This window comes from Bacillus sp. 166amftsu (assembly GCF_900107445.1).
GTDB classification, from domain to species: Bacteria; Bacillota; Bacilli; order Bacillales; family Bacillaceae_G; genus Bacillus_A; species Bacillus_A arachidis.
In genome coordinates this window covers 42,720-69,425 of the sequence record NZ_FNQA01000011.1, presented here as the reverse complement: position 1 = coordinate 69,425, position 26,706 = coordinate 42,720, and the positions used below count along the sequence as shown (strand labels likewise).

General features: G+C 36.1%; 27 protein-coding genes and 1 pseudogene. 19 read left to right on the top strand and 9 right to left on the bottom strand.

The window, feature by feature from the left end; genetic code table 11:
• The first annotated feature begins 42 nt into the window (after nt 1-42).
• From BLV40_RS20140 to BLV40_RS20125, 5 genes are all read left to right on the top strand, one after another.
• Complete coding sequence (locus BLV40_RS20140; RefSeq protein WP_090693237.1) at nt 43-1,779, top strand: glycosyltransferase; 1,737 nt, start codon at nt 43-45, stop codon at nt 1,777-1,779.
• A gap of 30 nt (nt 1,780-1,809) precedes the next feature.
• Nucleotides 1,810-2,547 (top strand): glycosyltransferase family 2 protein, encoded by a 738-nt coding sequence (locus tag BLV40_RS20135; RefSeq protein WP_026590425.1) that lies wholly within the window; start codon nt 1,810-1,812, stop codon nt 2,545-2,547.
• A gap of 679 nt (nt 2,548-3,226) precedes the next feature.
• The gene (locus tag BLV40_RS20130; RefSeq protein WP_244525429.1) at nt 3,227-3,847 is read left to right on the top strand and encodes a cephalosporin hydroxylase family protein; all 621 of its coding nucleotides are present in this window, start codon (nt 3,227-3,229) and stop codon (nt 3,845-3,847) included.
• 7 nt (nt 3,848-3,854) lie between these two features.
• Nucleotides 3,855-4,037 carry a hypothetical protein gene (locus tag BLV40_RS28145; protein WP_139265580.1) on the top strand — a complete coding sequence of 61 codons (183 nt, stop codon included), beginning with the start codon at nt 3,855-3,857 and terminating at the stop codon, nt 4,035-4,037.
• Nucleotides 4,038-4,155: 118 nt separating this feature from the next.
• Entirely contained in the window at nt 4,156-4,827 is a 672-nt protein-coding gene (locus BLV40_RS20125) for a class I SAM-dependent methyltransferase (RefSeq protein WP_090693233.1), read from the top strand.
• A 668-nt stretch (nt 4,828-5,495) separates the two neighbouring features.
• Here the strand turns inward: BLV40_RS20125 and BLV40_RS20120 are convergent.
• Nucleotides 5,496-6,764, bottom strand: a complete 1,269-nt coding sequence (locus BLV40_RS20120; protein ID WP_090693230.1) for a glycosyltransferase — start codon at nt 6,762-6,764, stop codon at nt 5,496-5,498.
• 554 nt (nt 6,765-7,318) lie between these two features.
• Here BLV40_RS20120 and BLV40_RS20115 point away from each other — a divergent pair.
• From BLV40_RS20115 to rfbD, 6 genes and pseudogenes are all read left to right on the top strand, one after another.
• Nucleotides 7,319-8,152 (top strand): annotated as a pseudogene (locus BLV40_RS20115) (NAD-dependent epimerase/dehydratase family protein).
• Nucleotides 8,153-8,696: 544 nt separating this feature from the next.
• Nucleotides 8,697-9,374: a glycosyltransferase family protein gene (locus BLV40_RS20110; RefSeq protein ID WP_090693226.1), complete on the top strand. Its 678-nt coding sequence runs from the start codon at nt 8,697-8,699 to the stop codon at nt 9,372-9,374.
• Between the two features lie 256 nt (nt 9,375-9,630).
• Nucleotides 9,631-10,380, top strand: a complete 750-nt coding sequence (locus BLV40_RS20105) for a sugar phosphate nucleotidyltransferase (protein WP_090693223.1) — start codon at nt 9,631-9,633, stop codon at nt 10,378-10,380.
• On the top strand, nt 10,377-10,943 hold the full coding sequence (gene rfbC / locus BLV40_RS20100) for a dTDP-4-dehydrorhamnose 3,5-epimerase (protein WP_090693219.1): 567 nt from the start codon (nt 10,377-10,379) through the stop codon (nt 10,941-10,943). Before BLV40_RS20105 ends, rfbC begins: the two co-directional genes overlap by 4 nt.
• On the top strand, nt 10,940-11,911 hold the full coding sequence (gene rfbB, locus BLV40_RS20095; RefSeq protein ID WP_090693217.1) for a dTDP-glucose 4,6-dehydratase: 972 nt from the start codon (nt 10,940-10,942) through the stop codon (nt 11,909-11,911). Before rfbC ends, rfbB begins: the two co-directional genes overlap by 4 nt.
• A gap of 6 nt (nt 11,912-11,917) precedes the next feature.
• Complete coding sequence (gene rfbD / locus BLV40_RS20090; RefSeq protein ID WP_090693213.1) at nt 11,918-12,760, top strand: dTDP-4-dehydrorhamnose reductase; 843 nt, start codon at nt 11,918-11,920, stop codon at nt 12,758-12,760.
• A gap of 104 nt (nt 12,761-12,864) precedes the next feature.
• Here rfbD and BLV40_RS20085 read toward each other — a convergent pair whose 3' ends face one another.
• Together BLV40_RS20085 and BLV40_RS20075 are read right to left on the bottom strand one after the other, a co-directional pair.
• Nucleotides 12,865-13,932, bottom strand: coding sequence for a hypothetical protein (locus BLV40_RS20085; protein ID WP_170833681.1), 1,068 nt, complete (start codon nt 13,930-13,932; stop codon nt 12,865-12,867).
• A gap of 494 nt (nt 13,933-14,426) precedes the next feature.
• Nucleotides 14,427-15,212, bottom strand: a complete 786-nt coding sequence (locus BLV40_RS20075; RefSeq protein ID WP_090693210.1) for a carbohydrate binding domain-containing protein — start codon at nt 15,210-15,212, stop codon at nt 14,427-14,429.
• A 244-nt stretch (nt 15,213-15,456) separates the two neighbouring features.
• Here BLV40_RS20075 and BLV40_RS20070 point away from each other — a divergent pair, with 244 nt between their 5' ends.
• Nucleotides 15,457-16,092, top strand: coding sequence for a CotO family spore coat protein (locus tag BLV40_RS20070; RefSeq protein ID WP_090693206.1), 636 nt, complete (start codon nt 15,457-15,459; stop codon nt 16,090-16,092).
• A 66-nt stretch (nt 16,093-16,158) separates the two neighbouring features.
• Here BLV40_RS20070 and BLV40_RS20065 read toward each other — a convergent pair whose 3' ends face one another.
• A complete protein-coding gene (locus tag BLV40_RS20065) occupies nt 16,159-16,653 on the bottom strand; it encodes a CotY/CotZ family spore coat protein (protein WP_026591483.1) in 495 nt (164 codons plus the stop codon).
• Between the two features lie 199 nt (nt 16,654-16,852).
• Between BLV40_RS20065 and BLV40_RS20060 the strand changes: the two genes are divergently transcribed.
• On the top strand, nt 16,853-17,212 hold the full coding sequence (locus BLV40_RS20060) for a DUF1360 domain-containing protein (RefSeq protein WP_090693203.1): 360 nt from the start codon (nt 16,853-16,855) through the stop codon (nt 17,210-17,212).
• A gap of 113 nt (nt 17,213-17,325) precedes the next feature.
• Entirely contained in the window at nt 17,326-17,520 is a 195-nt protein-coding gene (locus BLV40_RS20055; RefSeq protein ID WP_139265579.1) for a cytochrome C oxidase subunit III, read from the top strand.
• A gap of 234 nt (nt 17,521-17,754) precedes the next feature.
• Here the strand turns inward: BLV40_RS20055 and BLV40_RS20050 are convergent, their stop codons facing one another.
• The gene (locus BLV40_RS20050) at nt 17,755-18,222 is read right to left on the bottom strand and encodes a CotY/CotZ family spore coat protein (protein WP_090693196.1); all 468 of its coding nucleotides are present in this window, start codon (nt 18,220-18,222) and stop codon (nt 17,755-17,757) included.
• Nucleotides 18,223-18,396: 174 nt separating this feature from the next.
• Complete coding sequence (locus BLV40_RS20045) at nt 18,397-20,460, bottom strand: ATP-dependent helicase (RefSeq protein ID WP_090693193.1); 2,064 nt, start codon at nt 20,458-20,460, stop codon at nt 18,397-18,399.
• 253 nt (nt 20,461-20,713) lie between these two features.
• Here BLV40_RS20045 and BLV40_RS29435 point away from each other — a divergent pair, with 253 nt between their 5' ends.
• Nucleotides 20,714-21,046, top strand: coding sequence for a DUF4183 domain-containing protein (locus tag BLV40_RS29435; protein ID WP_348519732.1), 333 nt, complete (start codon nt 20,714-20,716; stop codon nt 21,044-21,046).
• A 20-nt stretch (nt 21,047-21,066) separates the two neighbouring features.
• Nucleotides 21,067-21,480, top strand: a complete 414-nt coding sequence (locus BLV40_RS20035; protein WP_090693188.1) for a DUF4183 domain-containing protein — start codon at nt 21,067-21,069, stop codon at nt 21,478-21,480.
• Between the two features lie 115 nt (nt 21,481-21,595).
• On the opposite strand, the gene BLV40_RS20030 is transcribed toward BLV40_RS20035, so the two are convergent.
• From BLV40_RS20030 to BLV40_RS20020, 3 genes are all read right to left on the bottom strand, one after another.
• Nucleotides 21,596-22,018 carry a GNAT family N-acetyltransferase gene (locus BLV40_RS20030; protein ID WP_026591477.1) on the bottom strand — a complete coding sequence of 141 codons (423 nt, stop codon included), beginning with the start codon at nt 22,016-22,018 and terminating at the stop codon, nt 21,596-21,598.
• A 1-nt stretch (nt 22,019) separates the two neighbouring features.
• Nucleotides 22,020-22,538: a YjcG family protein gene (locus BLV40_RS20025; protein WP_090693181.1), complete on the bottom strand. Its 519-nt coding sequence runs from the start codon at nt 22,536-22,538 to the stop codon at nt 22,020-22,022.
• A 93-nt stretch (nt 22,539-22,631) separates the two neighbouring features.
• The gene (locus BLV40_RS20020) at nt 22,632-23,363 is read right to left on the bottom strand and encodes an alpha/beta hydrolase (protein ID WP_090693176.1); all 732 of its coding nucleotides are present in this window, start codon (nt 23,361-23,363) and stop codon (nt 22,632-22,634) included.
• Nucleotides 23,364-23,732: 369 nt separating this feature from the next.
• Between BLV40_RS20020 and BLV40_RS20015 the strand changes: the two genes are divergently transcribed.
• The 3 genes from BLV40_RS20015 (at nt 23,733) to BLV40_RS20005 (ending at nt 26,684) form a co-directional block, all read left to right on the top strand.
• Complete coding sequence (locus BLV40_RS20015) at nt 23,733-24,644, top strand: DMT family transporter (protein ID WP_090693173.1); 912 nt, start codon at nt 23,733-23,735, stop codon at nt 24,642-24,644.
• Nucleotides 24,645-24,860: 216 nt separating this feature from the next.
• Nucleotides 24,861-25,268, top strand: a complete 408-nt coding sequence (locus BLV40_RS20010; protein ID WP_090693172.1) for a PH domain-containing protein — start codon at nt 24,861-24,863, stop codon at nt 25,266-25,268.
• 297 nt (nt 25,269-25,565) lie between these two features.
• On the top strand, nt 25,566-26,684 hold the full coding sequence (locus BLV40_RS20005; RefSeq protein ID WP_090693169.1) for a CgeB family protein: 1,119 nt from the start codon (nt 25,566-25,568) through the stop codon (nt 26,682-26,684).
• The last annotated feature ends 22 nt before the right edge of the window (nt 26,685-26,706 follow it).

Genomic DNA, 26,706 nt, shown 5'->3' with positions numbered 1-26,706 from the left:
AGAGAAAGATGGAACTTTACATTAAGAAAGGGGACTATCAAAATGGATGATTCCCAGTTCTTTATTTTTACCGGAAATGAGAAATTCTGCGCACAGAATCTATTTCACTCTGTTAAAAATTCCTTTACGTATGAGTTTTTGGTAAAGCCCCGAGCCGTTCATAAAATAGATAGAGAGTCTCAAAAAGGTTGCTCTGGCACCTTTGGACAAAGATATTTAATTAGTGCAGAATATGGTGGGGATGAAGAAACAGCAGGGGTAGGAGTATCTGTAGGGACAAATGGAATATCTGTTTATGAGCATTCGGTCAATTATCTACCTGCAACTCTAGTTTTCCAAGGTTTCATCTCTGATTGGACGCATGTAACAGTAGTATATGAAGATCGGACCCCTACTCTCTATATAAATGGAGAATTAATAAAAAGAGGATTACCTAGTACAAAAGCTAATGTCCTAGCATCGGGAGTTTTTGGTGGACTTGATCCCTATGGTTTTTTTATTGGGCAGCTAAAATATATTAGAATATGGGATTATCCAAAATCAGCAAAACAAATTAAGGAAATTTTGACTCAAAAGCTAAAGAATAAAGAGAAGGGTTTAGTTGGTTATTGGGAATTTCAGCGTGACTCTTCTGAGGGTTTAGTATTTAGTAATCATAAATTGAACGATATACCGAGAAGAGGGATTTTATTTGTTATGAATCCTATAGGTGGGGGAACTGAACACTATCAAAACTTATATATAGAGAAAAATAAACATAAGTATGAAATTTATAAATTATGGTTAAATTATAATACTTTTCATATCAAAAATATAAATAATGAATTTAATCAATCGTACAATTTTAAATCTTATAATTTTACGATTGAAAAATTTCGAAATATATTGAGTATATTGGATATTGAGTTAATCTATATCAATCACTTGATTCTTTTTCCTATACCATTATTAATGAATCTTATTCAGGATTCTGGCGTAGACTATATTTATTTTATACATGATTTTTATTGTGTATGTCCTCTAGTGAATCTAATAAATAGTGATGGAATATACTGTAATAATGAAACGAATGAATTTATATGTCAAAATTGTTTGAATAAAAGTAAAGCTATAAACATTAAGAATTGGAGAGAGAATTTTTTATCTTTTTTACAAGGGGCCAAAAAGGTAATTGCTCCAAGTAATAGTACAAAAGAAATGATACAGAAACATTTTCCGCTTGTTCATATAGATGTTAAGGAGCATTCTCTATCTAGTACTGTTCGTTATACCTTCAATCCTCAATTTGTAAATGAAGAAAAACTTAATATAGCGTTTGTGGGATATAATTATTATATTAAAGGATCCCATATTTTGTATGAGTTGAAAGATGCTATAGAAAGAGAAAAACTGCCTATCTATATAAAAGTCATTGGTTCAACAGATAGACATCAGAGTTTTAGAAGTACAGATGGGAAATTTATTGTAACAGGACCCTACGATAATACTCAAATCTCGGATCTTCTTGCAAGTCATAAGGTATCTCTTACCATAATGTCTTCTATCTGTCCTGAAACTTTTTCTTATACAACAACTGAAGCTATGTTCTCTGGTTATCCTGTTATAACTTTTGATATGGGGGCACCAGCTGAACGAGTTAGAAGGTATAATGGAGGCTGGATTTTAGAATCTGTAAATAGTACTAGTATTTTGCAACTTTTAAAACAACTGTTGAATAACCGGAATGAAATCTTGGAAAAGGCAAATAATCTATTAAATATTTCTCAGAATAAACTCTAATTAATAAATCTTTAATAAGGGTGTGTATATATGTCATTAACAAGTATTATCATATTGACTTTAAACAATTTTCAAAAAACTAAAACATGTATAGATAGTATTTATAGATTTACTGGTCAGCCATACGAGTTAATCATGGTTGACAACGGTTCGACAGATGAAACTTTAAAGTACTTGAAAAAACTTTCAGATATCAAGTTAATATGTAATAAGCAGAATAAAGGGTTTGCTGCAGGATGTAATCAAGGTATGAAGATAGCAAAAGGAACACAAATATTATTATTAAACAATGACACAATTGTCTCACATAATTGGCTCTTTAACCTTCTTCAAACGCTAAACTCTGATTCTCAAGTGGGCATGGTAGGACCATTGTCTAATATGACGCTTCCAAAACAGTTATATCGAGTAAACTATGCTAATGAAACAGAATATCATGATTTTGCTCTAAAGCACAATATACATGATGCCTCCAAATGGAAACCAGCAACTATTCTAAGTGGTTTCTGCTTATTATTTAAACGTAAAGTAATGGAACAAATAGGGGAAATGGATGAACAATATATGATAGGAAACTATGAAGATGCTGATTATTGCTATCGAGCATCTCGATGTGGTTTTAGGTTGCTTATAGCAGGTGATACATTTGTTCATCACGATGGAAACTCAACCTTTAAAGATAGCGAGCTGAATATAATATCAATATCTAATGAAAACAGGGCAAAGTTCATAAAAAAGTGGGGCATTGATGCAAATGAATTAATTTAAAGATTAGTTGAAATGATGCAGATAATTTTATAGATTTCTCTCATTTACATGAAACTTGTCACAACACTTATGCATATACAAAAAACATAGAAAATTATACCGTTTCAATTGATAGTAGACACAAACAAACTATATAAGGAAAACCAGTCATTAGTATGTCTTTTGATGCATATGCACAAATTGATTTCACAAGGAAGAATATGTGAAAGTTGATTCCAAATGGTTATGACAGTTTCAAGAGAGAAAAAAGCCTATTCTTATGATTCTTGACAACATATCTCTACAAAGCTGACAATCTGGAGAAGTTTCCCGTGACACAAATGATTTCATAACTTTCAGCTGCATGCCTTGCCACTATGTAACTTCTAGTTAGTTCCTTTATCAAAGACGTGGGATATTACGGTACGAAGAATATGGATGTTAGAAGAAAAGATACATATTGTTCTAGAGGAAATGCTTTTAGGTACGATTACGAAGAATTAAAAAAGATAGTGTGCATTACAAAGGGGAATATCTATATTTTTCTATGCGACATCAAGTTTTTTATATAGCGTCTTTCTGAGTCTAGTTACTTCGCTTTCTAGAATGAATTAATTCATAACTCTTACCTTTAGGCATATTATGTTTTGTGTCACCCACTTTTATGAAATACATGAAAAATTCAAAAGAGGTGTTTTATATGAGTGATTTTATTCAAGAGTTTCATAAACATTTCTATGATAGCTTAGTATGGTCCACAAACAAATGGCTAGGTGTTCCAGTTCACAAGTCTCCTTTAGATTTATTTTTATATCAGGAAATCATTTATGAAATTAAGCCTGATCTTATTATTGAATGTGGGACATATGAGGGAGGAAGCGCTCTGTTTTTTTCATCAATGCTGGATTTAATCCAAAAGGGGCAAGTTCTTTCTATTGATATCGCACCTCAGCCCAACCTTCCTAATCACCCACGATTAACTTATTTACGAGCATCTTCAACATCCTCTGAAGCTATGGAAAAAGTACAAAGCATGATTAATCCGGAAGATGTGGTCATGGTAATTTTGGACTCCGATCATAGTAAAAATCATGTGCTAAATGAATTGGAATTATATAGTAAAGTAGTTACTAAAGGAAGCTATTTAGTTGTAGAAGATACGAACATAAATGGTCATCCTGTATTACCAAATTGGGGACCAGGGCCAATGGAAGCACTAACAGAATTTTTAAAGGAAAATAATGAGTTTGTCATAGATAAAAGTAAACATAAGTTTTTTGTAACCTTTCATCCTAACGGGTTTTTATACAAGATAAGATGAGAGGTACATGAAAAAGTTTTACGAAAAATTGCTTCTACAAGTTGCTTATGCCATACAACTTCCAATTAGCCATGATGTTTTGCTATCAACAGTTCGTTTCCGTAAAGGATATGCGTATGAAGGCTTATGTGCGATTTACGTAGATATAACGCATCAGTTTTATTACCGAAATGTTTATCTGAGACACTAATGGAATGGTTGAAATGTTAGTGCACATTTAACATGCTTTATTAGAAAAATGTTAAGACCAGTTCTACTCCCTTGGAATATATATTCACATCGATAAATGAATTTTAGGAGGATTGTTTATGAAATGGGTATATTATAATCCTGTATTTGATGTTGATCGTATTAATCCATCTGTTAGGCTTCTTTCGACATGGAGTGGACATAATAACTTTGCATATGATCTAGTAAGATTTATGAAACCTGGAAAAATAGTTGAATTGGGGACATATTATGGTTCTTCTTTTTATAGCTTTTGTCAAGGGATTAAAGATGAAAAACTTGCAGTTAAATGTTTTGCTATTGATACTTGGCAAGGCGATTTACATGGTGGGTTATATGGAAATGAGGTTTTTGAAACTGTTACTAACATCACAACCCAGTGCTATCCAAGTATAGGATGTATGATTCGTTCCACATTTGACGATGCATTGAATTCATTTGAAGATGAAAGTATAGATTTATTGCATATTGATGGTTATCATACATTTGAAGCTGTTTCGCATGATTTTGAAACATGGTTACCTAAAGTTGCAAAGAGAGGTATAATTTTATTTCATGATATTGCAGTATATGATCGTGATTTTGGGGTATGTAAATTATGGGATACTTTAAAACAACAATATCCTTATCTTGAATTTACACATTCATATGGTTTAGGGGTCTTATTTCCTAAGGGATATGATGAAAAATTTAAAGATATATTTAATAAATCACATGAATTACAAAAGAAATATACAGGAAATAATATTTAAAATATCATAAAAACCAATAGAGCGGTTCTATTGATTAGTGAATGACCCCCATTTTTAACCGTGTGGAATCTATTTAGCCCTTAATGAATTTGGACACCTGTTAAGAGTGGTTTTATACTTATTGAATAAATATGTACCATTAAAAACTCCTCTGAAATAGGAAAAAAATAAACAATATAGTGCTAATCCCTAACAGCCTGTTGTTTGAAAACTTTTACAAGTACTTTCAGCGCTAAGGAATTTCATGAAAGCAGGAAAGGAATCGAAAAGGCGAAGACATAATAATGATTTCTAGGCATAAACTACAAGTTTATCTATGCTCAAGCGAATTCTTTCCTGCGCAGAACAAAATAGCTTTGAAAAATGGTTGATACAAGTAAAGAAGAATGACATATCTGAAATACAACAATTTATCAAATATATCCGAACAGATATAGAGATTGTGCAACATGTCTTATCTTATTCTAGGAGTAATAGACTTGTTAAAGGTTATGTTAATCGACTCAAGGTTATCAAATGACGAATATATAGGCGAGCTAGAGAAGTATTCTATCAAACTACATAATATATTCTTGAAATAATGTGGATTAGGGGTATTATGATACCCTGTATTCCTTCACTAAAATTACAGAAGAACTATTTTACCAACGTTACTAACAGTCATGGCATTAATAAAACTTAGAGTTACTTTCGACAACACTTGCTATATGTGGTGGTAATTGTTTGATTTTAGATTGAAGACGTTTCTGAGCAGCACGACCTAAGTGGCGTTTGTTTTCGATATAGTACGCACATATGGAAATTTCATAGTCAAAAAGATAGTCGTAGACATGGTAATCTACAAAAAGAATATCTTCTTTTGGGAAAGGAATTTCTTTTCCTTGTAACGCATACATCAAACTTATGCTATTTTTTGCTTTCAGTCGATACATTCTTGCAAGGTGGGATAAAGGTTCCGCTCTACAGGGTCTGTACTCCCAAGCATTTTGAAGATAAGTAGTAGCAAGAGAAAAAAATTGTTCTTCCTGATGGATGAAGGTATCTATTGTAGATTGATCAACTTTTGATTCGTTTTTTTCTGACTCTATAATTAATTGCTCACGTTGGAAAGAAGCTGTATTTGCCAAACGTTCATAACGGAGACCAATTTGTAAGAGGGCATAAAATACTTCTTCCGCCCATCCGCCCGCTTCCACTCTTTTTTTATACCATTTGATTGCTTCATCTAGTTCATTGAGAACGGATAATGTTTGTGCTAAGTAAAACATGTATCTGATTTTTAAATCGGGTGGGGTTGCTTCATCGTGAATTCCTTCTAATAGCAACCGTTTATCTCGTTCAAATTTATCACTCTTACTCCCACCGTCTCCTTGATCATTGATAATTAGACTATCGAGTTTCTCAACTGTATCAAAGTAAGTAAGCTGATCAGCCTTTAATTTAGAACGATCTAAATCCCAATATTCATGTGTAACTCCAACGGATCGCCATGGTAAAGATGTTTTAAGAATACGAGAAAGCCAATATTTAATGTGACTATCATATTGCATAGTCAAATAATGATCCTTATCTAAGCTACACTTATCAAAATGAGGTTTAACTTCTAAAACCATATCAGCATCGAGCAACAACAAATAATCAGCCTCTGGATAAGTTTTTTGCGCCAAAGACACAGCTAAACTTCGATTATATCCAAAATTTTTAAAAGGTTCATGGTGCACAGTGCCAGGTATATTATTTTCCCTGCACCAGTTTTCAATAATTTCAGGTGTTCCATCAGTCGAACCTGTATCACAAATCGAAACAAAATCAATGATAGATTTAGTTGGATTTAAACATCTTTCTATAATTTTTGATTCATTTTTTACAATCATACAAAGACATATTTTCTTTTGTGATTCTATGCGTTTTTTTGTTTTTAATTTATTTTTAGCCACTATTTTCCCCCCTATTTTGTTCAAAAGGTTTTATTCGTACAACAACATCTGATTTTATATACTTTGAACAAGTGCTAATAAAGAGTTATATGTCTTCTAAAGTATTGTTAATAACTTTCAATCTTACAAATTCTCCTCATTTTAATCATTTGCCTTGCAATCTAATGGGTGCGCTATTGGTATGTGCAACTTCATATACGTAATTAATTACAATGGTAAAGCATGTAAGTATTTTGTTTTACTTTATGTGCGGAAACCATATTAGGCATGCGCTAGATGTATCATATGCAGTAGGCTTTAATTTTGTGAGTCTCTTTAAGCTGACGTTAAAGAGTTATAGGGCTTACCGTAGTAAAAAGTATATCGTCAACATAAATTATAACGACATTAATGTTATAGAAACGATTATTCTATTGATTGGGACATCAAATATTTTTAGTTGTTTTATATTTAGGGAAATATAATTTTTGGGAGAGCAAATATTTGAAAGCTTTAGTCACAGGTGGACCTGTATCTATATTGTTGATTTCTTATTGGAAAACAATATAGATACAGTGGTTGTTGATAATTTAGTTACTGGGTATGAGTATAATATTCCATCAAAAGTTGCCTTCTATCATTTTGATATAAGGGATCCAAATATCGATAAAATCTTCATGGCTGAAAAACCTGATTTTGTGATACATCAAGCGGCACAAGTATCTGTACAGGAATCTGTAAAAAAGCCATTTTACGATTACAGTGAGAATGTAATGGCTACTGTTAATATTCTTCAAGCTTGTATAAAGTATAATGTGAAAAAAATTATTTATGCATCAACTGCTGCTGTATACGGTAATCCCCAATACTTCTCTATTGATGAGAACCATGTTCTTAATCCTGTATCATTTTACGGTTTATCAAAACTGACCAGTGAAGCATATATTCAATTATTTGCAAAGCTTTATGGTTTAAAGTATACAATTCTTAGATATTCCAATGTTTATGGTACAAGGCAGAATACAGATGGAGAGGCTGGTGCCGTTTCCATTTTTATAGATTGTTTATTAAAGAATGATAGTCCAATTATATAAGGTAAGGGAAATCAAACACGAGATTTTATTTTTGTTAAAGATGTAGCGCATACTAACTTCTTAGCATTAAAAAATGCTGACAATCAAATATGTAATATAAGTTCGAATCAACAAATTTCAGTCAATGAACTGCTGGATACAAATTATAATTTAATAAAAATAGAAGATAAAAGAATATACAAAGAGGAGAGACCGGGGGACATTATTCATAGTTATTTATCAAAGGATAAAGCTAGAAAATACTTGAATTGGCACCCACAATTTTCATTGCTTAAAGGATTAGAGGAAACGATTTCTTTTTTTTATAAAGAATAAAGAAATATTACAACAAAATTATGAAATGTAAAGTAGAATATATTTAATTACTGGGGCTTTCTCATGATTGATGAGAAAGCTCTTTTCTTATGATAGGTATTCTAAAACTTGTTAAATGGTTATTTTTTACATAACAGGGTAATGAAAACGATTTCTTTATTTTCTGCTTTCAACTATATCGCTTGTACGAAAGACATATATATGTAGATAGTAAATATAATGTGTAAGGGAAATAAAAGATAGGAGTTGTTTAAAGGTATTTGGAAATCTATACGGCTATTCTGAAGTAGGGTAGGTTAGAGCGTAAAAAGCGGTGTGTAGCGAGTATTTTTCTTTATATAAAAGACGAAATAATTGTTTATCAACTGCAGCTAAATGATGGCTAGAACAATAGTCAGATCTAATTTCACTGTAATCAAGGTGCTGAAGCGGTTGAGGAGAATAAAAAATACTGTTTCTAAATAATAGTGTAGCTGTTGCTTCGGTGCAAATGATGTTTTCAACTGGCTCTTAAACGGTAAATTTAAGGAGAGTGAATTGGACAATGAGTGAAAATACATTTTTATTTGTTACGTGTGTGAATGATGATCATCTATATGAAAAATGTAAGAGACATATACAATGCTTGTACGTTCCAGAAACGTATACTATAGAATTTTTAGCGGTTCGTAATTCTAAGAGTATGACACAAGGATACAACCAAGCAATGCTACATGATGCCAAGTATAAAATTTATCTACATCAAGATACATTCATTATTTCCCCCTATTTTTTATTTAGCGTATTATCTTTATTTCAAAATGATTCTTCGTTGGGAATGCTTGGAATGATTGGATGTAAAAACATCCCTAAGAGTGGGATATGGTGGGAGGGAAAGGAGAGAGTTGGGAAAGTTATTGAGGAGAGAAGAGGAGCTTTTCGCACGCTTACATTTGAGCAGCACGAGCATTGTATACCTTATGTGCCCGTGCAAGCGATAGATGGACTGTTAATGGTTACACAATATGATTTACCTTGGCGAGAAGACTTGTTTACGGGCTACCACTTTTATGATATTTCGCAGTGTTTAGAGTTTCTTAAGAAAGGATATAAAGTAGGGGTAGCAAGTCAATTAGAATCATGGTGTATACATTGTTGCGGGGATGACTTTGATGCACGTTCATATGAAGCGTATAGAAAAGTATTTATACAAGAGTATATGCCTTTGCTTATAAAATCATAGATAGTAAAGTAAGAGATTAAATGTGCCAATATTTTTAGATGATAGAACAGAAGAGCGTATAAACGGTTTAGTAGTTCTTTAATGGAAGATAAGCTCCTTTACAAGCAAGGAATTAGCTAAAGAGGAATATAGAAAAGCATTATGCACATATATAGGGTATGTAGAGAGTTTGCAGGATCCAACTGATAATGTATGGAGATTGAAAGTTGTAGTGTATGAACCAAAAATAAAAATGTTTTGAAGGGGGAGGGATAAAATGAAAGGGATTATCCTTGCCGGTGGAACTGGATCTCGATTGTACCCTATTACAAAGATCACAAATAAACATTTACTGCCCGTCGGTCGCTATCCAATGATTTATCACTCTGTATATAAGCTTCGAGAATGCGGCATAACAGATATTATTGTCATTACCGGGAAAGAACATATGGGTGATGTAGTCAGTTTTCTTGGCAGTGGGGCTGATTTTGGGGTGTCCTTCACATATCGTGTGCAAGAGAAAGCTGGAGGAATTGCTGAAGCACTTGGATTATGTGAGACGTTTGTAGGAAATGAGAAGATGATTGTCGTTTTAGGAGATAATGTTTTTTCTGACAGCTTGAAACCGTATGTGGAAAATTACAGAAAACAAGAGGTGGGAGCAAGAATTTTATTAAAAGAAGTAGATGACCCACAGCGCTTTGGGGTTCCTCATATTCAAGATGGTAAGGTTGTATGTATTGAAGAAAAACCGGCGTCTCCAAAAAGTAACTATGCTGTAATCGGAATTTATATGTACGATAACAGTGTGTTTTCGATGATCAGTCAGTTAAAACCCTCTAATCGAGGAGAATTGGAAGTAACAGATATTAATAATGAGTATTTGGAAAGAGGAGTACTTACCTATGATACGCTGCAAGGATGGTGGACGGATGCTGGAACGCACCATTCACTGCATAAAGCGAATACATTAGCGCAGCATGTAGATTTTGGTGATGAGTTTAATAGAGGGGGAGAGAAGGTTTGAAGACGATTCCTGCATCGCTTTCTGATGTTAAGTTCATTGAACCAAGTGTGTTTCATGATGCGCGTGGGTATTTTAAAGAAAGCTATAATGAAAAGGTGCTGCAGCAATTCGGCATCCATCACAAATTTGTACAGGATAATACATCGTACTCAAAGGAAGCGGGTGTAATAAGAGGGCTGCATTTTCAATTGGAACCAAGAGCTCAAACAAAGCTCGTACAGGTTATACAAGGTGCGATTTTCGATGTCATTGTAGATTTGAGGAAGGGATCTCCAACCTATAAGAAATGGCAAACATTTTTGCTAACGGGTGATAATCATCGACTGTTACTTGTACCAAAAGGATTTGCACATGGTTTTTGTACACTCGTTCCTCATACAATTGTACATTATAAAGTTGATGAATTTTACGATGCGTCATGTGATAGTGGAATCGCATGGAATGATGAAGAATTTGCTATTTCATGGCCCGTAAGTAACCCGGTTTTATCAGAAAAAGATGGCATGTTGCCTAAGTTCAACGAAACCACTCATTACTTTCAATTTAAGGAGATATCGACATGAATGTACTAGTCACAGGAGGAGCAGGATTTATCGGTAGTAACTTTGTTCGTTATTTTCTCAAGAAGTATCCTGATTCCCGTGTTATTAATTATGATCTGTTAACATACGCTGGCAATTTATCTAGTATCAAAGATATAGAGCCTCTTAGTAATTATACCTTTATACAAGGAGATATAAGAGATGCTGAGAAAATTCAAGCTGTAATGCAAGATTACAAAATTGATAGTATTGTGCACTTTGCAGCGGAATCGCACGTAGACAGAAGTATACAAGGTCCTATGGAATTTTATACGACAAACATAGTAGGAACAGCTGTATTATTAGAAGCTGCTAAAGCTTTCGGTGTTCAGCGATTTCTTCACATTTCAACAGATGAAGTGTACGGATCTCTAGGAGAAACGGGTCATTTTACGGAAGAGACTCCTATCTCACCAAATAGCCCTTATTCTTCTAGTAAAGCCAGTTCGGATTTAATCGCTCTTTCTTATTTCGAAACGTACAAACTTCCTGTAATTGTTACACGCTGTTCTAACAATTATGGTCCATATCAATATCCAGAGAAACTCATTCCGCTTATGATTACAAATGCAATGGAAGATAAGGAACTTCCTGTATACGGGACGGGACAAAACGTGCGGGATTGGCTTCATGTATTCGATCATTGCGCAGCAATTGATTTAGTTCTGCATAATGGAAGAGACGGAGAAATATATAATGTTGGAGGCAATAATGAAAAGAGAAACATAGAGATTGTGGAAACGATTTTAGAAAAGCTAGGAAAATCCAAGCGTATGATATCATTCGTTCCAGACCGCCTTGCTCATGATTGGCGATACGCGATTGATTCGTCTAAGTTACAGAGAGAGTTGGGATGGAAACCGGTATACTCATTTACAAAAGGCTTAGAGGATACAATAGAATGGTATAGGGAGAATGAACAATGGTGGAAGCCGTTGAAGAGTAGGTGAGATAAAGTGAAAGTACTCGTTACAGGAGCAGGAGGTCAGCTTGGTAAAGAATTTGTTGCGTATTTTGCAGAAAAGGACTGCACATTGTATCGTTTCACAAGGAAAGAATTAGATGTTACAGATACAACATCAGTTTTCTCTACTATAAAAAATCTAAATCCAGATATCGTCATTCATTGTGCTGCATACACAAAAGTAGATGCTGCGGAAGAAAATTGGAAAGAAGCATATGCTGTAAATGCATTGGGGACAAGAAATATAGCAGTAGCTTCGGAAGCAATAGGAGCGAAACTTGTTTATTTTAGTACGGATTATGTATTTGATGGAATGCAAACACGTGATTATCATGAATTTGATCAAACAAATCCCCTTAATGTGTATGGTGCTTCTAAGCTAGCGGGGGAAGAAGCAGTAAAAAACTTTCACAGTCGGTACTTTATTACGAGAACATCGTGGCTGTATGGCGGAGAGGGTCCAAACTTTGTACGGACAATGCAGACGTTGGCTCAGACAAAAAAGGAGCTACGCGTTGTGGGAGATCAAATTGGGTGTCCTACTTATACAAAAGATCTAGTATGTAAAGCTGGAGAGATTATACAAACGAATCAATATGGAACTTACCATGTGTCCAATCAAGGGGAATGTTCTTGGTCTGAGTTTGCTGCTCGTATTTTTCAGGAAATGGGAGCGGATGTTAATGTTATCCCTGTGAAAACAGAAGAATACGGAGCGAAAGCAGAAAGACCACGCTATTCAGTTTTACAGCACCTGTGCCTAGAACTGAATGGTTTTGCTCCTATGAGACAGTGGGAGGAAGCGCTGAGAGAATATGTAATCGAGACTTTGTAATGACAGATGAAAAAGCATTCAGATACAAAACAGGCTGTGGAGAAGACTTTCTCCACAGCCTGTAAATCGTAGCTCCATTAAGGAGCTGTGATTTTGTCAATTAATTAGACAAAATTCTGCACACAACCATCACAACCTCCGCCAGTAGGTTGGAATACGACGTTGTCAATAAAGGCCGTTCCTCCATTTCCATTGTCGACTAAGATGTTTTGGAAAGTAATACACGCTAATGTGGCATTGTCAGGCACACATACAACGAGAGTGTAAGGTTGGAAGGAACTCTGACCTTGATGACCTTGTAGGACAATGTGTGGAATAGGATTTTGAGTATTCTGTGAACCTGCAATATCCGCAGGGCTAGGAGGACATGGCGTTCCCGTTGGCAGTGGAATCTGTGGGAAAGAAACGGATGCTACAGGTATAGCTCCATCCCTTACATCAGCAGTAAAGGAAAGCGTATAACAACAACCCGGATCGACATGGACAGTCTGGCTGACACTTGTGAAGACCGCTGCGCCTACTGAAGTTGGTTGAAGCTCTAAGGCTAGGATGCGTGTTCCGCCGGCTGGGCCTTGTTGGTTGGGTGGGCTGGCTGAGCCTGTGACCAAAATACCGCTGTGGGTGTTTTGCTGCTGGTCGTTTAAGAGTGCTCTAGCCGTCGGATTCCAACCTGTAACAAATGCTCCAGTCGTACCATCAAATCCAGGATCGTGGAGTAGGTTGTTACATGGACAACAACCTGGCCCCGTAGGTCCAGTCGGCCCCGTAGGTCCAGTCGGCCCCGTAGGTCCAGTCGGCCCCGTAGGTCCAGTCGGCCCCGTAGGTCCAGTCGGCCCCGTAGGTCCAGTCGGTCCCGTAGGTCCAGTCGGCCCCGTAGGTCCAGTCGGCCCCGTAGGTCCGGTCGGTCCAGTATTACCTGTTCCAGCAGCTCCAGTTGGCCCAGTTGGCCCAGTCGGTCCGGTCGGTCCAGTATTACCTGTTCCAGCAGCTCCAGTTGGCCCAGTCGGTCCAGTATTACCGGTGTTTCCGGTATTTCCAGTGTTACCAGTCGGTCCAGTCGGCCCAGTTGGCCCAGTCGGTCCGGTCGGTCCAGTAGGTCCAGTTGGTCCGGGTTGAGGTAAAGGGAATAAACAATTAAGCGGTATGCAGTTATGTTGATTAAACCTATCCAAGTTAGTTCCTCCTCATCTTCTGTATAAAATTTATTAATAAATGGTGACAACAATACAGTGTATGAATGGTAAAAATAATGGTACCAGGTATTTACTCTAAAAGGTGTAAAGGAGCTTTCTCTTGTAAACAGAAAAAAGATAAGGAATTCTTAGATTTGTGAACAAACTAAAAAAGAAGTATTCTACCTTTATGAATGATAGTATACTGATATTTTTCAAGAAATAGGAACTAGTGTTACGATTCTTCCTGTGAAAACAGAAGAATATGGAGCGAAAGTAGAAAGGTCATACTATTTGGTGTTACAGCTATTATGTTTGGAACTGAATGTTTTTGCTCCTATGAGGAAATGGGAAGAAGCGCTGAGAGAATATGTAATAGAAACTTCGTAATGACAGATGAAAAAGCATTCAGATACAAAGCAGGCTGTGGAGAAGAGTTTCTCCACAGCCTGTAGATCGTAGCTCCACTATGGAGCTACGATTTCGTCAATCAATTAGAAATTCTGCTCGCATGAATTTGGATCACAACCTCCACCGGTAGGTTGGAATACGACGTTGTCGATAAAGGCTGATCCTCCCGGTCCAGGTGAGACTAAGATGTTTTGGAAAGAAATACACGCTCTTGTCGCACCGGCAGGCACACATACAACGAGAGTATAATGAGAGAAGGTAGATTGAGGGTGATTATTATTCGGTACAATGTTCGGAATATTCTGACCAACGATGTTCTGAGGTGAAGGCGGGGTCACGCAATCTAAGCCTGCGCTAAAAGATACAGATGCTACGAGCAGTGCCTGAGCTCTTGCACTAGCAGCAAAGGAAAGTGTATAGCAACAACCTGGATCAACATGGACAGATTGGGTGATAAATGCTCCAGGTTCAATTTGTACAGCCTGGATGCGAGCTCCGGTTGGACTGATCAAAACGCCGCTGTGGGAGTTGTTGTCTGGCTGAGTTCCTGTATCTACTACTGTGGCTCCAGCTGAAAAATTCCAACCTATAACACCACCTGTAGCTCCATCATCAAATCCAGGATTGTTGAGCAGGTTGGTACATGGACAGCACCCTGGCCCAGTCGGCCCAGTCAGCCCAGTCGGTCCAGTCGGCCCAGTTGGTCCAGTCGGCCCAGTTGGGCCAGTATTTCCTGTTCCAGCTTGCCCAGTAGGCCCAGTCGGTCCAGTAGGCCCAGTCGGCCCAGTTGGTCCAGTCGGCCCAGTCGCCCCGGTTTGGGGTAAAGGGAATAAACAATTAAGTGGTATGCAATTATGAAACCTATCCAAATCAATTCCTCCTAATTTCTTGTATGAAATTTAAAATATAGAAACTTTAATATATTGTATGAAGGATAAAAAATAATGGTACTGCTTATCTTTGAAAATGGGACACCTCTTTTTGACACATTTTGGTTTGCAATATTCCTATAAGAAATGATGTCTATTCCTTATTATTGATAAATTTAAAGGCAAGTTCTTCACTTTTGGGAATATACTTTGAAGAGAAGTGTTGTTGACAGGAGGGAGAACCTTGACTAAAAAGCAAACTGAGGATATAAAAAACCAGCCTCGTCTTTATACGGCAGAACCTAATTTGGAGAAAAGTAAGTGGAATATACAACAAACGTTTATTCTTAAATTGAATCAAAGCGTTTCTGAAAAAAAAGAAGAAGTGCAAAATGTTGTGAAAGAAGAGCAAGTCGTCGAGGAAGATAAAGTAGGGCCATTTGTTCAAGAAGAAATCGTTACATCGGATGAAGAAATACTAACAGAACAAGAACAACAAGGAAGTTCAGACATTATAGAAGGTATTGAGTTAGTGGAAGTAACAGAAGTAACAGAGGTGTTAGAAGAAGCCGAAGAATCAACAGAGGTGATAGATGAGTTAGCGGAAGAAAAAGAGGATGGGAAGCCACAAATTTTTTTAAAAGATTTGACGAAAAAATCGTTTAAGGATATGGACAATGAAGAGAAAATATATTTTTTTCTTCATAGACCGCATTACATTCCAAATGTAAAATGCCGCATAATAACAGTGAAGGATATATATGTAGGGTTTATCATTTCGTATGAAGATGGTTATGTATCTATTAATTCAGCACAAACATTCGAAAAATTCCAAGTGAAGTTTGAAGAGATTGTATCGATTCAAATTATGGGGATATAGAAAAGGTGGTAGGAACACCTACCACCTCATAGTTTTTTTGTTTTACAAATTGTTCTAATCAAGCGATTATACGCCTGGAACATTTACATCACGTAAACATTGAATCGCACAGAAACAATTTAAATCGACTGTAATAGATAAATTTGTAGAGATTAATTGTGGTATTGTTTGTTTTAAAAACGCACAAACAATATCCTCAGGTGTTGCAGCCGTTTCTGGAGTAAGTCCAGGCGGAACTAATATCTGTAATACAGCGCAGCAATCATCTACGCTCGCTACGCGATAAATAGGGGCACTTGCACAGATATCATCACTTGATATTCCAGGATTGTTTTCTTGGAAGAATACGGAAGAAAAAAGCTCTCCTTCTGTAGTATATAACAAGAAAGGGCGAGTGTTTGCGAATTTAGCGCCTTGATTTGCTCCTAAAAATGGAACGTCACAGCCTGTTGGGCAAGCAGAAGAAGCACAATCTTGCAATTCATCGATAAATTTTACCACGTCACATACGCAGTTTGAGCGGTGATGGTGATGATCATGTCTTTCATCTTTACAACTCATGAATTTCACTCCTTATATTTAGTTTTCATTTACACTATTAGAGTATTGAAATAGGAGCAAATCGGTTACGGTTCATAGGATGTTTTTTTTTCGGGATAAGCCTTTATTTGTCCTCATTTAAAGGAGAGTAAAGTCTTCGGCTTTGGATGCTTACGATATGTTTTATGTTTCGGTAAATAGAAATAAGGAGATGAGAAGAATGTTCTCCAATAGTTGGTTTTTATTCTTTATTTTTTCGTTAGCTGTGTTTCGGTTTACGCGTCTCATTGTATACGATAAAATTACCAGCTTTATACGCTCTCCTTTTATTGAAGAAGTACAAATTCAAGAACAAGACGGAACCATGTCTACATATATGAAAGTGAAGGGGACTGGACTCCAAAAATGGATTGGTGAATTGTTAAGTTGTTATTGGTGTACAGGTGTATGGATTAGTGCATTTTTACTTCTCTTTTATCATTGGATTCCTAAAGTTGCAGAACCTGTATTAGCGTTATTGGCACTCGCCGGGGCAGCGGCTATTATTGAAACGATAATTGGACGATTTGTTGAAGAATAGAGGTTTTTAACTGATGATTAGTTGAAAAATCGGACTTTAATAGCGTAAAAATAGGTGAACAGAAAGGATAGGCTGTTCATATAGTGAATAGATAGAAATGCACAGCAGAGGAGATGTTTGTTATGGAAGATAATCTGCAATCCAATCCATATAGTCTTCAACAGTGGCAGCAAATGCAGCAACAAGCGCAGCAACAACAGTTATATCAGCAACAGGCACACCAATTACAACAGCAAGGCTTCGTAAAGAAAAAGGGTTGTAATTGTGGTAAGAAAAAAAACATTTCTAATCAACAAAATCAAGGTTGAAAAACACTCATGTTATCGTGAGTGTTTTTGTTTTGTATGAAAATATATGAAAAAGAATTTTTGTAATAAGACAATGAAGCTATATTGTATCGGAGGGGGGATATGCCTTTAAAGCATGGCATATAGCGAAGGGGTAATTTTGCGGACATATTGAGATACTACAGTGAAGAATCGGGAAGCTAATGGACGAGAAAAATTATATATGTTAAAAGGTTATACTATGCTGTTATATGCTCAGCAGATTGTAACAAATGCATCACGCAAACATTGAATACCACAAAAACAATGTAAATCAACCGTGACACGAGAGGAAGTTGCATGCAATTCAGCATGTGGAATACTTAAGTAAGTACAAACAGGGTTTGGGCTCGTGTCAGGTTCTTTTCCTACAATAACGATCAATGCTTGAAGCACGGCGTAGCAATTTTTATCTACACTTTGTACACGGAAAATAGGAGAGCGGCAATATTTATTTGCAGAAGGAACAGATAATTCGAATGGGTTTCCTGAATTTGTGAATAAAATAAATGGCCGTGTGTTTGCTGCTTTTGCTGCATAATGCGAACCAAGGAATGGAGCATTATACTGCGATGAATAAGCAGTAGATGTGCATTCTTGTAATTCATGTATGAATTTGACAACATTACATACACAGCTTTCATCAAAGTATGTATCATGCCCGTCGCTAGAATTACAGCTCATATTGTTCACTTCCCTACCCTCAAGTTTTTACTATTAGAATATGAGTCGAGAAGAGTCGATATTACGGAGGACAAAGGTGATTCCTGTTTAAAGCAGTGGCGGATTTGACGAATTGTATTGGACAATAAGCAGGATATTATTTGAGGAATATATGAAAAAATCCAGCACCATATGTTAAGGTGTTGGATTTTTTTGTAAGTCTTTCTGGGCAATATATAAAAATCTCGATACATCTAATTTTTTTCCTCTAAAAAATTGCGGAGAGGAAATATACAGTTCTTCTTTTGCGCGAGTGATGGCGACATACATGAGCCTTCTTTCTTCTTCTAACGCTTCAGAAGTATCAGTCACACGGTCATTTGCATCTTTTAAAGAAGAAGAATGAGGCAGTATACCATCGCTTGCTCCAAGTAAAAAGACACATGGGAATTCCAGTCCTTTTGCATTGTGAATTGACATGAGAGAAACTGCATCTTTTTGTTGCATTGTTTTTAATGCTTCCATTTCTTTTTGGCTTTGAATCGCTGCGCTTACAAATTCTAAATAGGAAGGGATATCGGTAAATCGAGTAGCCGATTCCATTAATTCTTCGAGCATTTCTTCTTGTATGTCTTTATGCATCGTAAAGGAAGAGCGGTCATTGCTTTGTAGGTATTCTAGATATTTACCTTTACCTTTAATAATTTCTTTTAGTGCTTTCTTTGGTTCTAATTCTTTAATGAATTTAATGAAGTCAATCCGTTCGTTTATTTTTTTGACTTGGAATGGTTTTAAACTCGGATTTAGCAATAGAAAATGGAGGAGGGAAGGGAATCTTCCTTCGCCGTATTTCCACTGCTCGCGTTCAATAAATGAGATGCATTCATCACGGCCGATATACATCGTCGGCAATATGTTTGAGAGCGATTCGATTCGAAACGGTTCATATGCGAGACGTAGCTGATCGAGTACGGGCTTAATTAAAGAATGCTCATAGAACGATTGGCTTGCACCGTGTTTGATAAACGGAACTTTATGAATCGTTAGTTGGTCGAGTAAAGAACGACTGACAGAGTGCGTACGATACAGCAAACAAAAGTCTTTGTATTCTCGTTCGCCGCTCGCTACTTTATCTTGAATGAGTTGCAGGATTTGATTTGCCTCATCAAGAGTAGTGGCAGGGCGTGCATAAAATGGCTGTATACCTTCTTCATGAACAGAATATAATTCTTTTTTAAAGCGTTCTTGATTCAGTTTAATGACTTCGTTTCCAAGACCAACGATAAATGGATTAGAACGATAATTTGTATTTAAAGCAATAATGGTTGTATCTTCAAATTCTTTTGGGAAGGATAAGATAATTTGATGGCTCGCGCCGCGCCAGCCATATATCGCTTGATCGTCATCTCCCGCGATAAATAAATTATTTCGCGGCGAAGCTAACAGTTTTACAATCTCATATTGCGCATACGACGTATCTTGAAATTCATCGACTTCAATGTAATGGAATCTATTTTGTAATTGCGTTAATAAAGGTGCGTTATTTTCAAGCATATAGAATGTTTCTAGTAAGATATCATCAAAGTCTATATATCCGTATCTTTGTTTTACATCTTCATAGCGTTCATATACTTCACGGAATTCTTGTTCAACGGGTGTTTTTGCTTGTACATCTTTTGGACGATTTAATTTATTTTTCTCGAGTGAAATCATTGCGAGCATTGTTTCTGCGTCATAATCGTCTTTTAAGCGCAATTCTTTCAAAATTTTCTTTATCATAATTTGTTTATGTTTTTCATTTGCTAAAATCTGCTGGTTGTATCCTTGACTGCGAAGCAATTTTAAAAAGACGGAATGGAATGTGCCTGCGACGACATATTGGCTTGCAGAACGGTTCATTCCAGGTAAACCTGCTACGCGGCTTCGAATTTCTTCAGCAGCTTTTTGTGTAAACGTAAGTAGTAAAATGTTGCGTGGATGAACATTTTTTACATTAATTAAATAGCCAACGCGAGTTGTTAACACAGATGTTTTCCCGCTCCCAGCTCCGGCCAATGTAAGAACAGGGCCTTCTGTCGTTCTGACTGCTTCTAATTGTTTTTCATTTAAATAGACGCCTTGTCGCTCTAGGGCACGAAAATAAGCTGCATCTGCTTCTTTCTCTGGGATTAAATCAACAGAGGTTTTCGGGATATGATATATTGCCTGCGGAATGCTAGCATGTGTTAATAATTTTTGCGAAAATTTCTCCATTGTCATAACTTCACCTTCAAATATGGGATCAAATAATAACTTTATCGGAAGAAAGGCGAAAAGGCAATGTTAAAAAGAGTATATGGACATGTTTGCATTCGGATATTTTGAATACTGGGGTCAGTTTTATGTAGAATTTTTGAAAAGTATAGGACATACGTTTGCGCAAAAATAAGGATTTAGAATATTAATATATTTAAAGTGCATTTTCTATAGTGGTGTATATGATAGTCTATCAAAAATAGAGAGGTCATGTATTGTGAAGAGAAGGGAAGAGAGTCTCTGTTGTTGTCACTACGTTGCATTTCCAGTTTGTAATGCGCCGACAGGACCTAGGAGAGTAACAAATGAAATTTATTATGCTCTTTCAGATGGTCAGAAGTTAATTTATACAAATAGTGATGGGCTACAGGAGTATGGAACTACACAGATTTTGTCACCGAATCAAGTTTCGTGTATAAATTTATTTGTGAATGGTGTTCTTCAACTACCCATAGCTTATAGAGTTGAAGAGGGGCAATTGACACTTTTAATTAATGAAGCTCCAGTAAAAGGTGCGCCAATTACACTTCAGTTTATTACTATATATTAAGAAAGGATGAAATCTATACGATGGCAGTTTCTCTTATTAAAATGGTAATTACAGCAACGAGTACGATTTCAGGAGAGGTTACAACAACGACGAATACGACCGTTACTCCTACTGGTAACAGATTTGTGGCGTTTGTAACGGCAGGGATGGTTGTAGGAGGAGTTACTACAATTCCTGCAGCGAATTTTGCAGATGATAGCGGAACGGCAGTAGTAAATTTACCTGCTATAGCAGGTGATTCTTATGTGAATCTGTACGTGAATGGTGTGCTTCAACAAGCGGATCTTATGACGACTTTATCGACAACACAAGTAGTTCTTGGTGCAGCACTTACAGAAAGCCAGCCTGTAATGCTAGAATTTATTAATGTAACAGCAGCTTCTACGTCAACTTCTACGAATAATTTAACAGTTAATACAACAATTAACACATAAAATTGATTGGTATCAGATTTCTTGATAGGGATTATAATCTGATTGAGTTATACTTCTAGCTAATAGAAAAAGCCTTAGCTCTATATTCTTATAGGCTAAGGCTTTTTTCATTAGATTAAATTTCTTTTATCATAACAACATGTGGTATATCTGCTTCTATAAATACATCAGAAACAGTTTCATATCCGAGCTTCTTATAAAAAGGTTCCGCTTGTGTTTGCGCATGAAGTTTCAATTTTGGTAGCGATTCTTCTTTCGCATATGCTTCGAGCGAGTCCATAATGATTTTTCCGACACCCTTTTTGCGATGGGAAGCGAGAACGCATATCCGTTCCATTTTCCCGATGTCATCAACGATGCGAAAGCGACCTGCCCCAACTGGAATATCCTCATCATATATAACGATGTGTTTGGAAGTTTCTTCAAATTCATCGTATTCTTCTTCAGCAGACACATGTTGTTCTTCAACAAAGACTTGTTTGCGTACAGAGAATGCGTCTCTTAGCTGCTGATCTGTTTGTACGATTTGTGCTTGCAAATTAGTTGTTCCCCTTTCCAATATGGAATGTTTCATATACTGTCCATGTTTCATTTTCTAATTGATATAGAAGGTGGAAACGGTCGATTGGTTGCTCGTAATAAAAGTCTTTCATACGTAAGCGACCTAATACATCAGCATGCTCTGCATCTGATAAATTTTGTCCAATTGTTAAATGTGGTACGAATGCATATTCACGCTCTTGTGTGAAGAATCCTTTATGCATTTCTTCATTTAACAATGTAAGTTCAGGTGTTTTTTCTACTTTGAAATAAAGAACATTATTAACAGGTGCGAATGAGCTTACCTTTCCAACATGAAGGGTAAACGGATTTGTTTTGTTTGCGATTGTATGCAGTTCTTGTACAATTGCTTCTAATTGCTCATCTGGTGCCTCAAAGGGTGCTTTTAATGTAATATGTGGTGGAACTAATGCATAATGCGGATCATAACGCTTACGCAATCCGTTCGCTTTATCTTGAATCATTTTTGATGGGAAAATTACAATGCCTAGTTTCATCTTTCAATTCCTCCCTTTGTAAGTCTAGTTAGATTTTGAGAAAAATAAATCTCTTTTTCTATTATATCAAATAATTCTGAACACTGCTCCCTATTATTTCATTGATAGAATGTAAGAAAATGCTTTTGGTAAATCATTTTGCCAATATTTCCATGTATGATTTCCCTCAAATTCTTCGTAATGCGTTGTGAAATTTTTCTCTGTAAGCAAGGCATGTAATTCGCGATTTGGCTCTACAAAATCAGAAATTTGCCCATCCGTTCTTTTCACAGCAGTTTCTTCTGTCCCAATTACATGATAAATTTCTAATGCTTGTGGCTCTGTAAAATTTTTTGCAAGGCTCAGTACGGTTTCATCAACAAATGGGGACTGCATAACAACTTTACCAAATGTATGCGGATACATAAGTGATGTCATAAAGGACACTGTACCGCCAAGGGAATCGCCAATTAATACGCGACCTTTTCCCATTTGATAAGTTGGATAGTTTTCATCAATATATGGAACGAGTTCGTGAGCTAGGAAACGAATGTATGCGCTATTTTTCACATCGTTTGGAAAGTATTTTTCTTTACGATCGTGCACATTTTTATATGGAATACCGACAATAATTGTTCGGTCAATTTCTTCATTTTCACGAAGATGCTCAATTACGCGGTGCGCTTTACCAAGCTGGAAATAATCTCTTCCGTCCTGTGCAATTACAACGGTGTGCTTGTGCAGCGGTGTATAATTAGCTGGTAAATAGACGAGAAGTGTAATCTCTTCTTGAAGTGATGTACTGTAAAATGAAAGTTCTTCTATTCTCCCGATTGCTTGACTCATGTGTGATCCCCCTAAATAAAAAATATGCTGTAGTTGCTTTGTGAGGGTAGCGCAGATAGTCAAAATGAAAGGATATATTTACTACCTGTGCTTCTCATTTTATATTCTACCATAGTAGTATGAAGAATCTAAAAAAATAGTATTCATATGATGGAAGAAAGGTTGAGGTAAAAGCTTTCTTTTTTAGATGGGAGAGAGGGTACGGCGATGGATAGAAGTGATTCAGCCCACATCCTAAGTGAAAACAAGGCGAGACAGTAAGCGCAGGTTCTTTTTTGTTTTTCATAACGAAGATTTATATGTTGAAAGATTAAATTGGATTTATATATAATGAGGTGGGGATTTTTACAGGAGAGGGGCAAAACAGCTTTGAAACAAGAAAAATCAATCGCACTACCGTTAGCAGTTTCTATTATAGCCATTTCATTTGCAGCAGTTTTCGTAAAGATGTCCTCGGCGCCATCTTCAATTTTAAGTATGTATCGATTATGGATTATTGTAATCCTTATGCTTCCAATCGTTTGGAAAAAGCGTGAAGAGTTTCGCAGAATTCAAGCGCGAGATTGGTGTTTTTTAATAGGATCTGGATTCTTTTTAGCACTGCATTTCCTTTTATGGTTCGCCTCTTTAAAGTTTACAACTGTAGCAAGTTCAACGATTATTTTAGCGCTCCAGCCCATCGTATCGCTAGTTGGAGGTTTTTTTCTGTTTAAAGAAAGAACGACTTCTTCAGCGATTGCCACAATGGGGATTGCCATCTTAGGTGTAATGTGTATTGGATGGGGAGATTTAGGATTAAGTGAGCAAGCGGTGATAGGAGACATTTTATCCTTTTTAAGCGTAATTGCAGTTGTTGGTTATTTATTTATTGGGCAAACAACTGTAAAAAAAGTTTCACACTGGATTTATAGCTTTACCGTGTTTGCATTTGCGGGGCTATTTATAGCTATTTATAATGTAATCATGAGTGTGCCATTTACAGGATATTCCACATGGGATTGGTGGATTTTCATTTTGCTTGCGATTGTACCAACTGCTTCACATATGATTAATAACTGGTTATTAAATTATGTGAATGCCACAACGATTTCAATGAGTATTTTAGGCGAGCCTGTTGGTGCGTCTATACTTGCCTTTTTCTTGCTTGGTGAGAAGTTAAATGTGATGCAAGTGATTGGTAGTGTTCTCGTATTATGCGGTGTGTCTATTTTCTTGCTGCAGCAGCAAAAACGTACGCAAAAAGAGCCGGTGCAAAGTGTAGCATTTACGCAAGAGCTGTAGTGTATGTATAGATAATTAGTAGGCTGTTAGGGGCGATCCTAACAGCTTTTTCTATATAAATTGAAAAACTGATAAAAAACCTTTCTTTTTGGGTGGGAGAGAGGAACCGTTCCTTTTTTAGCCGCATGCCCAGTGGAGTCAAAGAGAGAAAACGAGTGAGGATATCCTTTTTGTTGAGTAATAATAAAATTGTTTACTTACAAATAAAATCGTTACATTTACAAAAAAGATGCATGGATATATTCAATTTATTTGGCGGGGGTCGCTGCCTGTTTTGCTCCATTTCTTGCAGGAAGGGACTATTTCCTTCTATTTTTCACCATTCCTCTTGCAATTCTTATCATTTGGAGCTGGTTTACAACAGGGTATACGGTAGAGAATGAACAAATTATTATTCGATATGGGCCGATGAAAAAAAGAATTTCAATTAAGGATATAAGGAAAATTTCAAGAACAAAAAATCCACTAGCAGCTCCGGCATTGTCCTTTGATAGACTGGAAATACTTTATGGTTCTCAGTTTCAAGCAGAGCTTGTCTCACCGAAAGATAAGCAACAATTTGTTTCTTTGTTAAAAAGCATTCATCCGCAAATTGAAGTGGAATATCATATAATGAACAAGTGATAAGAGTGGTCTCAAGAGCCACTCTTATTTTTATTCTCTCGATGTACAGAGAAAAATGGGAAAGCGAGACGGAGATGAAGAAAAATCACGCTGATTTAAAGGTTCACTTTATATTTTGATGCTGAAATTTAAGATTTGCTGGCTATATAGGATGTGAAGTTGATATGTATATGAATTATATGAAAAGCAGAATAACTAAAATGGAATTTTCATAAATAGTAAAAGGAATGAAATTAGTTTTCATGTAAAAAATGGAAAATTATATGATTTGTTCTCAGAGGGGAGAGCGGAAAGAAAATGGAATTAATTAGATGGGCCGTTGAACTAGGAGCTTCAGTACATGGTGGTACACCCAATGAGCTGTTACCTGCATTGGAATATTACTATGATCGAGATCATCTAAAAGCCTTTTTGATTGCAGGTCTCCTTCTTGAAATGGATCTCTCACCGAGTCAAAGAGAGGCTGTTGAGCTGAAAAAATGTATATCAGCGTACTATGCGGGATTGCATAAGATTGGGAAAAAATATGCCGATAAACTTCTAGCTGAGCATCCTGAAGTAGTTCTTTATCAAAATAATGTAAAAGCATTTGAAGCGTATTTCAACGAATCTTATGACTATTGTCTTTATATATGGCCATATACATATATAAGTTTTATTGATGTTGCCAGGGCTTTAAAATGGAAATTAGAACAGCAGGGGAAAACGGCGATTATATCAGAAACACTATTAACAAACGCGAATAATACAATAGTTTTTGGTGCACATTCATATGTCCGTACTCCTGTTGAGATTCCAGAAGATGCGATTATTTATAATTTAGAGCAGCTATATGATGGATGCCCTTATGATAATAATATTTATCGCAATATATTGAGGAATAGGATAATTTGGGATTACAGTTCTCAAAATATTGCTTGGTTGAAAAAGAAAGAATTAGGAAAAGAAGTGAAACATGTCAAAATGAATTATGCTCCTACTTTAAAGATTAAAACAGATACTTTTATAAAGCCTATCTCTGAAGACATTGATGTATTATTTATCGGTGCTATGAATAAGCGCCGTAATGCAATTTTTGATCAGTTAAAAAAGCTTGCACCAGATTTAAATATTATTTTTAATAGCAATGTATGGGGAATTCTCAGAAATGAACTTATCGCGAGATCCAAAATTGTTTTAAATCTACACTACTATTTAACGGGTATTCTTGAAACGCCGAGGATTTCTTACGCTGTCGCGAATCATAAATTCATTATCTCTGAAACTAGTAATCCTGATGATGAAGCAGAGTGGCCAGGAATTGTTTTTGTCCCTCATGAAAAGATTGCGGAGACAGTTATAGAGTATCTCCAAAAGCCAGAGGAACGTAAAATGTTAGCAGAAAAGGCCCATGATTATTTTAAGTCACAAGGATAAATAAAATCCCTTGCTTAACAAA